Annotated in this window: 11 protein-coding genes; 6 read left to right on the top strand and 5 right to left on the bottom strand. The window is 63.8% G+C overall.

Annotation, left to right across the window (positions count from 1 at the left end; all coding sequences use genetic code 11):
- Positions 1-185, top strand: a 185-nt coding sequence (locus JJE66_RS37795) for a hypothetical protein (RefSeq protein WP_210350128.1), incomplete at its 5' end; no start/stop codon positions are given.
- Complete coding sequence (locus JJE66_RS35280; protein WP_200520406.1) at positions 182-1033, top strand: S9 family peptidase; 852 nt, start codon at positions 182-184, stop codon at positions 1031-1033. The genes JJE66_RS37795 and JJE66_RS35280, both read left to right, overlap by 4 nt.
- A 109-nt stretch (positions 1034-1142) precedes the next feature.
- Here the strand turns inward: JJE66_RS35280 and JJE66_RS35285 are convergent, their stop codons facing one another.
- From JJE66_RS35285 to mgtE, 4 genes are all read right to left on the bottom strand, one after another.
- A complete protein-coding gene (locus JJE66_RS35285; RefSeq protein ID WP_200520407.1) occupies positions 1143-2141 on the bottom strand; it encodes a hypothetical protein in 999 nt (332 codons plus the stop codon).
- A gap of 49 nt (positions 2142-2190) precedes the next feature.
- Positions 2191-3009 (bottom strand): aldo/keto reductase, encoded by an 819-nt coding sequence (locus JJE66_RS35290; RefSeq protein ID WP_200520408.1) that lies wholly within the window; start codon positions 3007-3009, stop codon positions 2191-2193.
- A 119-nt stretch (positions 3010-3128) separates the two neighbouring features.
- A complete protein-coding gene (locus JJE66_RS35295; RefSeq protein WP_200520409.1) occupies positions 3129-3461 on the bottom strand; it encodes a DNA-binding transcriptional regulator in 333 nt (110 codons plus the stop codon).
- 217 nt (positions 3462-3678) lie between these two features.
- The gene (gene mgtE, locus JJE66_RS35300; protein ID WP_200520410.1) at positions 3679-5097 is read right to left on the bottom strand and encodes a magnesium transporter; all 1419 of its coding nucleotides are present in this window, start codon (positions 5095-5097) and stop codon (positions 3679-3681) included.
- Positions 5098-5179: 82 nt separating this feature from the next.
- Here mgtE and JJE66_RS35305 point away from each other — a divergent pair, with 82 nt between their 5' ends.
- Both JJE66_RS35305 and JJE66_RS35310 read left to right on the top strand, forming a co-directional pair.
- The gene (locus tag JJE66_RS35305; RefSeq protein WP_246756815.1) at positions 5180-5983 is read left to right on the top strand and encodes a polysaccharide deacetylase family protein; all 804 of its coding nucleotides are present in this window, start codon (positions 5180-5182) and stop codon (positions 5981-5983) included.
- 160 nt (positions 5984-6143) lie between these two features.
- Positions 6144-7394: a polysaccharide deacetylase family protein gene (locus tag JJE66_RS35310; RefSeq protein WP_200520411.1), complete on the top strand. Its 1251-nt coding sequence runs from the start codon at positions 6144-6146 to the stop codon at positions 7392-7394.
- 4 nt (positions 7395-7398) lie between these two features.
- Here JJE66_RS35310 and JJE66_RS35315 read toward each other — a convergent pair whose 3' ends face one another.
- The gene (locus tag JJE66_RS35315; RefSeq protein ID WP_200520412.1) at positions 7399-7773 is read right to left on the bottom strand and encodes a hypothetical protein; all 375 of its coding nucleotides are present in this window, start codon (positions 7771-7773) and stop codon (positions 7399-7401) included.
- A gap of 231 nt (positions 7774-8004) precedes the next feature.
- Between JJE66_RS35315 and JJE66_RS35320 the strand changes: the two genes are divergently transcribed.
- Both JJE66_RS35320 and JJE66_RS35325 read left to right on the top strand, forming a co-directional pair.
- The gene (locus tag JJE66_RS35320; RefSeq protein WP_200520413.1) at positions 8005-8262 is read left to right on the top strand and encodes a hypothetical protein; all 258 of its coding nucleotides are present in this window, start codon (positions 8005-8007) and stop codon (positions 8260-8262) included.
- A 442-nt stretch (positions 8263-8704) separates the two neighbouring features.
- The gene (locus tag JJE66_RS35325; protein ID WP_200520414.1) at positions 8705-10591 is read left to right on the top strand and encodes a TRAFs-binding domain-containing protein; all 1887 of its coding nucleotides are present in this window, start codon (positions 8705-8707) and stop codon (positions 10589-10591) included.
- Positions 10592-10771 lie beyond the last annotated feature (180 nt).

Consider the following 10771-nt stretch of genomic DNA (forward strand, 5'->3'; position numbering starts at 1 on the left):
CAAATCCGAAATTCGGTAAAGTAGAATATTTTTGCGAAAACCGATTGACAGCGTGTCGGGGTGTTTTGCCCGTCGTCGGTCAACGGCTCATTTTGCTGGAGCACACTCGCGCCGCCTGCGTGACCAGCATCACTCAGGTGCCCGTTGACATGGACTGCGAGTTTCCTCGACAACTTATGCCATGATCAGTTTTCCAAATCTTACAGACCTGCCGACGACGCCTTTCTCCGGGGCCGATGTGGTTCGGGGAGTCGAATGCGCCACGTCCGATGGCGACGGTCCGGGACGCGTTCGGGTTGAGGTCGACGGCAAGCCTGACGTTCTCGCCTTCTATGGTGCCGCGCCCGAAGCTGCGCCGGCCGATCCCGTCATCTTCCTGCGTGGCGATGCCGTGGAGAAACGCGATGGTGAGGTCGTGGCCAACGAATGGTACGTCGCGACGACGGCCTATGACGTGCAAGCGCTGGCTGAACAGTTCAGCGCCAGCTTCCATCGCCCCTACGTCCATCTGGCGCGTCCCGGCATCCTGGGTTCGAGCGGACATCATCTCGACCGGCGCCGGCCGCGCGAGGTCGCGCTGGTCGATGCAGCGTTAACCCGTCTCAAGGCGCATTTCGGTTGGCGCCGCCTCAATCTCGTCGGCCAGTCCGGCGGCGGCCATCTCGTGGCGGCGCTGATCGCACGCCGCGACGATGTCGGTTGCGCGGTGATCACCTCGGGCAATACGGCGGTGGCGCAGCGCAACCGCGAGAACGGCTGGAGCGCAGATATCACCGGACATACGGACTTCCTCGATCCGATCGACCATGTCGCCGAGGTGGCGCGCCATCCTCCGCTGCAGATCATCGCGCTCACCGACCCGCACGACCAGCGTGTGTCTGCGTCGGTCCAGACCGCCTATGTCGAGGCACTGCGCCGCGTCGGCGTCGCAGTGGACCATCGTCTCCTGCCCGCAACGGGCAAGCTTCGTCATGATCTGCAACTGCCGGGAATTTTGGCAGCCTTCACCTGGCTCGCGAACCACAGCGCGTAGCCGTAGGAGCGCGTAGGATCGACAGAGCGGAAGCGAAACCCATCAATCACCGTCGTAGAATGATCGGTTTGGCAAGTGCTCTGCCCATCCTACGCACCGGCGATCTTCCCTACGACCCGAAATCCTGCGGTGTGAATGAAAGGTCCATCACCTTCCACTCCTGATATTTGTCCACGGGCAGCATCTTGTAGGGCTGGCAGGCCTGGATCGCGCTCATCGCGGACTTCACGATGGCCACGCCCTTCGCAGACGGTGGGGCTTCGATCAGGATCGGCGGGCGCGCCAGCGTGCCATCGGTGGCCATCACCGCGCGCAGCTTGATGCGCACGGCGTCGGCCGGCGCGACCCCGGCCGGGAGTTTCGCACAGCTCCTCAGGTGACGGCGAAGCTCGGCAATGATTTCGGGCGGCAGCTTGGCTCCGATCGAATCCTTGGCATCGCCGCCGTCATCCTTGGGGGCATCCTTCGGCTCCGGCGGCAATTCGGGCGGCAGGCCCAGCATCACGCCGTATTTGACGGTGACGTCGGGCTCCGGCGCCTGATAGGCCGGGGGGGCGGCCTGCGGCTGCGGCATCGCCGGAGCCGGCTGCTGTGCCTCCTGAGGCGGCGGCTGTTGCGGCGGGACCTGCGATGGCTGTGGCTGTGGTTGCTGCGCTTGAGATTGCTGAAGTTGCGGCTGGGTGTTGGCCTCTTGCTGCTTCGGGGCCTGTGACGGCTGAGGCTGCGGCTGTTTCTGTTGCGGTTCGGTCGAGACCTGCTTCTGCTGCGGCGACGGTTGGGACGCTGCGGTCTCCTTGGCCGCGGGCTCCTTGGTGGCAAGCTCCTTGGTGGCAAGCTTGGGCGCCGCCGCCCTGTCCTTGTCGGCGAAATCGATCTTCGGCAGTTGCAGGTCGGGGGTCGGATCCGGGGCCTTCTCCTTGGCCTGTTCCTCCGCCTTCTCCTCCTCCTGCTTCACCTGCTCCGGCGTGACGATATCGACCGACACGGTCTCGGGCGGCGCGGAATGAAATGGATGGACCTCGCTGATCAGGATGATCAGCCCCACCAGCGTCAGATGCGCGATTGCTGACGCTGCAAGGTCCGTCCGTATGATCTTCCGCGGTTCCATCGCCCGATCTTGGGTTGCCGCCGTCGTCCTAGCATAACGGAACAGCCCCTCAATCCCATTTCGGCGCGAAGCCGAAATCAGTCAGACGCCCCTTCGGACTGGCCAGTGCCGAGATGATGGCCATCTCGTCCTCCGTGAGCGCGAAATCGAAGATCTCGATGTTTTCCGACAGCCGTTCGACGCGCGAGGTTCGGGGAATCGCCGACACGTTCTGTTGCACCAGCCAGCGCAGACAGATCTGCGCCGGCGTCTTGTGATGGGCGTGGCCGATCTCGGCGAGCGTCTGGTCGGACTTGATGCGGCCCCTGGCGATCGGGCTGTAGGCAACGAGCGCCATCCGATGTTGGTCGCAGGCTGCCCTCACCTTGGCCTGATCGAGATAGGGGTGATATTCGACCTGGTTGCAGACCAGCGGCTCCCCCGACAGCGCGGCCGCCTGCTCGATCAGCGCCACCGTGAAGTTGGAGACGCCGATGTGGCGGGTCAGGCCCATGCGCTTGGCATGCGCCAGCGCGCCCAGCGTCTCCTCGAGCGGCACGTGCGGATTGGGCCAGTGCAACAGCACGAGATCGACGGAAGAAAGCCGCAGCTTGACCAGGCTTTCCTTGACGGATCGCTCGAGATCGTTGGGCACGAAATGGCTGGTCCAGACCTTGGTGGTGACGAAGACGTCGTCGCGGCGGACGCCGGAGGCGCGCACACCGTCGCCGACTTCGCGCTCATTGTCGTAGATTTGGGCGGTGTCGACGTGGCGGTAGCCGAGCCGCAGCGCCTGCTCGACCACGCGGGCGCAGGTCCGTCCACTCAGCTCCCAGGTCCCGAGCCCGATCGCCGGGATTTTTGCGCCGTTGGCCTCGACGAACAGCATGAGGAATCCTCCCTGTGCGGCCGCCCCACCTGCCATTATGGACCCGCGTCGCCAGAGTGCAACGGAGGGCGCCCACCACCGGGCCGGATCTTCAGCGCAATGCGAACGGGAGGCTCGTTTCAGGCTTTCGCCAGCGCCTGGAATACCGTGTCGGGCGCATGCGCGATCACGGCGAGCAGCGCGCGGGCGGGTCCGCGCGGTGCGCGCTTACCCTGCTCCCAGTTGCGGATGGTCTCGACGGGCACGCCAAGCTTGGCGGCGAACTCCATCTGGGTGAGACAGGCGCGCCGGCGCAAATCGCGCACCGCGAGCGAACCGGCCTCCGGTGGCGGAGTCTGGATCGCAGGCTGGACAGGAAACGGCTGGACCGGAAACGGCTGAACAGGAAGCTCCTGCCCGTCCCGCAACTCAACGACCCGTCCGTCTGCCTTCAGCCGCAACCGCATGCTCATTCCCCCAAACGCGGGCGATGATGCGACAGCACGCTTAAGGTCGAATTAAAGCCGCATCTTGCCCGCGATGCGAGAGTGAGAGTGCCCCGTTACTCACCCCGTCATTGCGAGGAGCCCTTGCGACGAAGCAATCCAGACTGCCGCCGCGGAGGGATTCTGGATTGCTTCGCTGCGCTCGCAATGACGGGCGGGGAGAGCAGCGCCCGAAAACTGGCCGCTACCTCAACCCGAACCACAGCGTCGCGATGCCGAGGAAGGAGAAGAAGCCGACGACGTCGGTCACGGTCGTCACGAACGTGCCCGAGGCCACGGCAGGGTCGGCGCGCACACGTTCAAGCGCCATCGGGATCAGGATGCCGCCGAGCGCGCCGGCGAAGAGGTTGCAGATGATCGCGAGCCCGATGACGATGCCGAGGCCGGGAATCTTGAACCAGGCCACCGCAGCGATCCCCGTGATCACGGCAAAAGCCACGCCGTTGACGAGGCCGACCGTGGCTTCGCGCATCACGACGCGCCAGGCGTTGGAGGAGCCGAGCTCGCGGGTGGCGAGCGCCCGCACCGCGACCGTCATGGTCTGAGTCGCGGCATTGCCGCCCTGGCTCGCCACGATCGGCGCGAGCACGGCGAGCGCCACCATCTTCTCGAGCTGGCCTTCGAACAGGCCGAGCACGGAGGACGCCAGGAAAGCGGTGGCGAGGTTGACCAGCAGCCAGTTGAAGCGGGCGCGCGCGATGGTGAACACGGTGTCGGAGAGTTCTTCGTCGCTGTTGACGCCGCCGAGCGCCTTGAGGTCCTCGTCCGCCTCCTCCTCGATAACGTCAACGACGTCGTCGACGGTGATGACGCCGACGAGGCGGTCCTGGGTGTCGAGCACCGGCGCCGCGACGAGATTGTATTTGCCGAACATGCGCGCCACCTCTTCCTGGTCCTCCAGGACGGAGACGCGGCGGCGATCCTCGTCGGTCAATTCGGTCAGCGGCACCGGACGGCGGGCGCGGAGCAGCACGTCAAGCGAGACCGCGCCCTGCCAGTGCTGGTCCTTGTCGACGACGTAGATCTCGTAGAAGCGGTCGGGCAGATCGGGCGTGTCGCGCATGTAGTCGATCGCCTGCCCGACGGTGAAATCCTGCGGTACGGCGATGAACTCGGTCTGCATCCGCCTGCCGGCGGAATTTTCCGGATACAACAGGCTGCGCTCGAGCGCGACGCGCTCCCGCAGCGGCAGCTTCTCGAGGATTTCCTCCTGCTCGGCCTCGTCGAGGGTTTCCAGGAGCTCGACCGCGTCGTCGGATTCGAGCTCGCGGACGCCTTCGGCCACCGTCTCCGGCGGCAGTTCGTCGAGGATCTCGTCGCGGACGGCCTCGTCGACTTCGTTCAGCGCGGAGAAGTCGAAGTCGCGGCCCGTCAGCTCGACGAGGCGGACGCGGTCGTCGGGCGCGAGCGCCCCGATCAGATCGCCGAGATCGGCCTCATGCAGCTCGGCGACGCAGGCGCGCAGCGCGGCGCTGTCACCGGCCTCGATCGCATGCGCGATCTCCTCGACGAATTCGTGCCGAATTTCGCCGTCTTCATTGCGCATCGGTACGTGGTCGAGTACCGAGGCCTCGGCGGAAGCGGCTTCCATTTGTTCATCCATGGTACGCCTCGCCGTCTGACAGATTGGATCAGGGGGTCTGAGCTGACGGTCAGGCAATACCCACAAGGCAATCGCGAGCGCAATGGCAAAGATGCATCCTCTGAGGACCTCGATCACGATGGGCCTGACTCTCGCCGCCCTCACCGCGATCGGCTCAGTCAAGGCCGCGGACTGCCCGCGCAAGGATGCACTCGGCACGTCGCGCCTGCTGAGTGTCGACGCCAAGACCACGCCGCGCGTCGGCTTGAAGAGTTTTCCGCAGACACTGCCGCTCGCCGATCATGAGGTCGTGCTGACCTTCGACGACGGCCCGCATCCGCCGACCACCTCGAAGGTGCTGGCGGCGCTGGCACAGGAATGCGTGCGCGCGACCTTCTTTCTGCTCGGCCAGCACGCCGCCGAACATCCCGACATGGTCAAGCGCATCGCCCGCGAAGGTCACACCATCGGCCATCACACCTGGTCGCATCCATTCCTGGCGCGGATCCCATTCGACAAGGCCAAGGCCGAGATCGACCGCGGCATCGCCGCCGACGAAATGGCGCTGCATGGGGTCTCGACCACGGCGCCTTCGACGCCGTTCTTCCGCTTTCCCTATTTCGAGTCCACGCAAGCCGAGCTCGATTGGCTCCAGTCGCGCGGCATCGTCGTGTTCGGGGCCGATCTCTGGGCCAGCGACTGGAACGAGATGACGCCGGAGCAGGAATTGAAGCTTATTACCGAGCGGCTCGCCGCTGCCGGCAAGGGCATCATCCTGTTCCACGATCCGAAGGCGCGCACCGCCGCCATCATGCCGGCCTTCCTGCGGTATTTGCGGGAGAACGGCTTTCATGTGGTTCATGTGGTCCCGGCGGGGACATCACAGAAGAACGCCGACGCGCATTGATGCCGGAATGTCACGCCGGCGCAAAATGGGGTGACTTGGGCCCTATTAACACTCTGTTCATGCTACGCCATGCAAAGATCGAGGGGCTTTTGCGCCTGAACCGTTTCCGGGCGTCTCCGACCTACTATGGCGGCATCGCTTATGAGGGCAGACCAGGTTCATGATCGGTAGTAGCGTTGTTGTCCGGACGCGATCGTGGACCGTCCTCCTTCTGGGGTTGCTGACCGCAGCGTCGCCGGCGGCCTTCGCCGCCGAATGCCCGGGCCATCCGGGCGCGCTCGGCACCTCCCGCACCCTCGTCGTCGATCCGCGCGAGCATCCGCGCATCGGCACCATGCAGTACCGCGAGACGCTGCCGCTGAAGGACCACGAAGTGGTCCTGACCTTCGACGACGGTCCGCTGCCGAAATATTCAAACCAGGTGCTCCAGATCCTGGCCGACGAGTGCATCAAGGCGACCTTCTTCATCATCGGGGAACAGGCCAAGGCGAACCCGGAAGGCGTGCGCAAGCTGGTCGCGGCGGGCCACACCGTCGGCACGCACAGCATGACCCATCCGCTGACGTTCAACAAAATGCCGATCGAGAAGATCGAGGCCGAGGTCAACGGCGGCATCGCGTGGACGTCGGCGGCGATGACCGACCCGGCGTCCCAACTTGCACCGTTTTTCCGCATTCCCGGCCTGATGCGTGCTGAAGGCGTGGAGAACTATCTGATCTCGCGCGGCATCCAGGTGTGGAGCGCCGATTTCCCGGCCGACGACTGGCGCCACATCTCGCCCGACCGCGTCTACCAGCTCGCGATCCAGCGGCTGGAGGCCAAGGGCAAGGGCATCCTGCTGCTGCACGATATCCAGGCGCGCACGGTGGCGGCGCTGCCCAAGATCATCCGCGAGCTCAAGGCGCGCGGCTATCGCATCGTGCAGGTGGTGCCCGCGACCGCCGACCGGCCAGCGACGCCGACCACCCCGGTGGAGTGGCTGTTGCATCCGCCGAGCGAAACCACGCCGATCGCGCGCTGGCCTTCCGTGCCGAATTTCGCGTTCGCGCAGACTGCGACCCTGCCGGCGCCCGGCTTGGCCGATCTCAACGCGCAGACCGCGCATCAGCCGCTGCTGCTGCCGCGCAAGACCATGGCGCAGGCGAATGTCGCGGCCACCCTGCCCGCGCCCGGCCGCGATCTGTTCGCGATCCCCGAGGGCTCGGTCGAGGTGCTGCTGTCGACGACCTTGTCGCGGCGGGCAGCGACCCGGCTCGCGATCGCAGCCGAAGGGCCGCATGCCGGCAAAGGCAAAGCCCGCGGGCGGCGAACCGCACATGCTGTGCACGCCGCACCGAAGCATGCGGCTCAGCCCGAGAGTGCTGCGCCACATCCGACGCGGCTTGCGAGCCTGAAGAAGCGGGCGCAGTAAGTCTTTACTGCCGCATGATGGCGGCGACGCAGAGCAGCACGATCAGCGCCATGAAGAACAGATCCATATAGGATTTGAGCTCGCCGTCGCGGCGCAGCCGCGCGACATCCATGACGATCTGCCTGCGCGCGTTGGTGCCGCCCGAACCGTCATTGATCGGGCCCTGGAGACGCCGCGTCTCGGCCTCGAGCTTTTCGATCTTCTGGAAGAAATAGAACGCACGCAGCGTCGAGACGGCGCGCATGCCGCTATAGACCAGCACCAGGATCGCAAGGATCGCCCGGTTCGGATACTTCTCCATGAAGTTCAGGCTGAAATAGACCAGCGCCATGAACGCGAAGTTGGTCAGGAAGCGGTAGACGAAGCTTAGAATGACCATGCTGGCTCCAGCCGAGAGAAGGCGTGCGAGGCCCGTCTACGCCAACTTTGTTTCAACAAAGATACCATCGCCCCCGCGCCGCCGCCTTTTAGCCACGCGCCGCCATAATGCAAGCGAGCGCGCGGCCACAGGCCTGTTCCACGCGCCACGCCGGCTCGATGGAGATTCAATGGAAGCTACGGTAGACTGCTGCCGCCGCACCATGTGAAGTCTGCGGATTGGGGTCTGCCGATGCCGAAAAAGGGAATCACGGGCCACGACGACTGGGTTCTGACCGAGGCGCTGGCGACCGCGCTGGTCGCGCTGGAGCAGCTCGATACCAAGCACCAGCCGAGCGCGCATATGGATGACATACGGAAAATGCTGGCGAACGGCAAGGAGCCGGCGGCGGTGAGCCTGCACCTGGCCCAGGCCAAGTGCCGCCTGTTCCCGGATACGGATCCGCTCGAGATCTACAAGGAATACGGGATTGGAGAGGAATATGGCTGAGGCGGCCCGCGCGGGGCCAGTTCTCGCCAGATCAGGATTTATGAGGCTTGGTACGCTCGGGCGGCGGTCGCATTTTATGCGATTTCAATGGCTTGTCGAGACAGGCAAGCCTTCAGGTGCGCTTCGTGCCCTCGAAGTGCCTTTTCAAGGCTGCGATCTGCTGGCTAATTTCTGATCGGCCAAACAGAGCCGCGTAAACACGGCAGCTGATGCTGCGAGCCAATGCCCCCGACGCCGGGCGCGCGTCCGGCGCGCACAGCGAAAAGGCTGGAAAGCGCGTACACAACGTCACAATTATCGCATCCGGTCCCAAAAAGCCTACCCGTATATTGGATCGCGTAGCTAAGCTGTCAGCAGGCGCCGAAGCCCGGGCCTCGCACGCATTGTCTGACAACGGCCAAGCGGTTCGCGTGCGGCGACTTGCGAGGAAACTGGGAGCAACATGCTGGGAATCTCGGGTGTGGACCTCCGACAGCTGTTCACCATCTTCGAGCAGCGCGACGCAATCGACCTTGCAAGCAGGCTGGATGAGTGTGCGTTGATTGCACAACGGGCGCTAGTGCTAGGTGAGCCGCTGCTGTCCTACGATTTCTGTACGTTCGGGCTTGGCAAAGCCGCCGATCACTTGAGATTGCAACAGGTACAGTGCCTGGCTTTGGCACGTTCCGGTGCATACGAACAGGCGCAGCAGCTTCTCGAGCGACTGTACTCGCACGGACACCGGGATGAGGAAACACTCGGTATTCTGGCGCGCACGTACAAGGATATCTGGCTGGAGAAGCGCCCTGTTACTCCGGAACACCCCAGTTTAAAGCGCTCGCAAGAGCTCTACGAAGAGTCCTATTTGGCAAACGGCGGCCATTGGCCGGGAATCAACGCCGCGACGCTGGCGATGTATCTCGGTCAAGTGGAGAAATCGAAGCAGCTTGCAGCCAAGGTTCGCGACGAGTGCCTAGTCGCCAGGACGGCCTCCTCCGGTGAGGATCACTGGTTGGCCGCCACGATAGGCGAAGCATCCTTGTTGTCCGGAGATCTTGAGGTAGCTCGCTCTTGGTTTCAGGAGGCACTTGCTCAGGCGGAGCTAGGCGACCGCGCTTCAATGCGACGAAATGCGCGCCTTGCTCTGGAGGCCCAGGGGCTAGCGCTCAAGGTCCTCGGCAGCCTGTTCGCGCCAGTGACCGTCGCGGTCTTCACGGGACACCGAATTGACGGGGAGGAGCAGGCGCCGCCCCGCTTTCCCGCATGGCGGGAGAAAGACGTCGCGGGCGCAATCAGGGCGTATATCGAGAACTCTGATGCGCAGGTTGGATTTGCCTCAGCGGCCTCTGGGGGGGACATCCTCTTTCATGAAGCGATGTTGGGTTCGGGACGCGAGACACACGTCGTGCTGCCGGCCCCGCCCGATGAATTTGAGGCTCGGTCTCTGGCGGCGGACAGTGCCGAATGGTCGGCACGCTTTCACTCAGTTCTAAAAAGCGCCCAGAGTGTGATCGTACACTCAGGCTCGGTATCGGGGGACATCGGCTACGCGTTCAACAACTGGGTTCTTCTAGGACTTGCCCGTTCACGGGCTCGGCAAATCGAAGGAAACATCCTCGCTTTCGCTATTTGGGATGGGCGGCCGGGCTTGCCGGGAGGAACTTCCGATGCCGTTCGCGACTGGCAGCGATTTGGTCAGCCGGTCGAGTGGATCGCCCCGCTTCAGGCAGGCCGCTCGAACTGGAATGCAGTTCAGATTGAAACGACGGGCTCCAAATCCGGCCGTACGATCGGATCGCAGCGCGTCGTCTCGATGTTGTTTGCCGACGCGGTCGGATTCAGTAAATTGTCCGACGACCAAATTCCGCTTTTCGCCGAGCACTTTCTTGGAATGGTGGCCAACATTATCGAGGGCCAAAAGGAGTTGCCCCTGACCCGCAACACGTGGGGCGACGGTCTTTACCTTTGTTTTGCGACACCAGCCGGCGCCGGGCGCTTTGCGCTGGACTTGGCCGAAGCCGTACGAGAAACGGAGTGGACCAAATTCGGACTGCCTTTAACGCTTTCGCTGCGAATCGCCCTCCACTGCGGTCCGGTCCATGAAGTGACCGATCCTGTCCTCAAACAACGGGAATTCAAGGGTGCCCATGTGAGCCGCGCTGCACGCATCGAGCCGATCACACCATCGGGAAGCGTTTATTGCAGCCAGCCGTTTGCCGCATTGTGTGAATGCGAGAATGTAAGCGAATTCGTCTGCGACTATGTTGGCCGGATACCGCTTGCAAAACAATTTGGCGAATTTCCAATGTTTGCGGTGCGGCGCCGGCAGGCAGCCAAGCTGCCCATTTAAGGGGGCACGTCCCGCCCGGCGGCCGCCGACAGTCCTGAGGTTCAAAGTACGGCCACCAAGCTTTGCATTAAGGGCACCGGCCGGCCTGAGTCCGCGTGGTTCAGTCAAGGCTTGCAGAACAGGAGGCGCTGTACCCGCGCGGCGCGCATCTTCCCTTGACGGAATTGTAATTTTCTTTCT

Source organism: Bradyrhizobium diazoefficiens, from assembly GCF_016612535.1.
GTDB classification, from domain to species: domain Bacteria; phylum Pseudomonadota; class Alphaproteobacteria; order Rhizobiales; family Xanthobacteraceae; genus Bradyrhizobium; species Bradyrhizobium diazoefficiens_C.

Excerpts from the sequence above, each read along its gene's own strand:
- JJE66_RS35280 (WP_200520406.1), top strand. The coding sequence starts at position 182 with ATGATCAGTTTTCCAAATCTTACAGACCTGCCGACGACGCCTTTCTCC.
- JJE66_RS35285 (WP_200520407.1), bottom strand. The coding sequence starts at position 2,141 with ATGGAACCGCGGAAGATCATACGGACGGACCTTGCAGCGTCAGCAATC.
- JJE66_RS35290 (WP_200520408.1), bottom strand. The coding sequence starts at position 3,009 with ATGCTGTTCGTCGAGGCCAACGGCGCAAAAATCCCGGCGATCGGGCTC.
- JJE66_RS35295 (WP_200520409.1), bottom strand. The coding sequence starts at position 3,461 with ATGAGCATGCGGTTGCGGCTGAAGGCAGACGGACGGGTCGTTGAGTTG.
- mgtE (WP_200520410.1), bottom strand. The coding sequence starts at position 5,097 with ATGGATGAACAAATGGAAGCCGCTTCCGCCGAGGCCTCGGTACTCGAC.
- JJE66_RS35305 (WP_246756815.1), top strand. The coding sequence starts at position 5,180 with ATGGCAAAGATGCATCCTCTGAGGACCTCGATCACGATGGGCCTGACT.
- JJE66_RS35310 (WP_200520411.1), top strand. The coding sequence starts at position 6,144 with ATGATCGGTAGTAGCGTTGTTGTCCGGACGCGATCGTGGACCGTCCTC.
- JJE66_RS35315 (WP_200520412.1), bottom strand. The coding sequence starts at position 7,773 with ATGGTCATTCTAAGCTTCGTCTACCGCTTCCTGACCAACTTCGCGTTC.
- JJE66_RS35320 (WP_200520413.1), top strand. The coding sequence starts at position 8,005 with ATGCCGAAAAAGGGAATCACGGGCCACGACGACTGGGTTCTGACCGAG.
- JJE66_RS35325 (WP_200520414.1), top strand. The coding sequence starts at position 8,705 with ATGCTGGGAATCTCGGGTGTGGACCTCCGACAGCTGTTCACCATCTTC.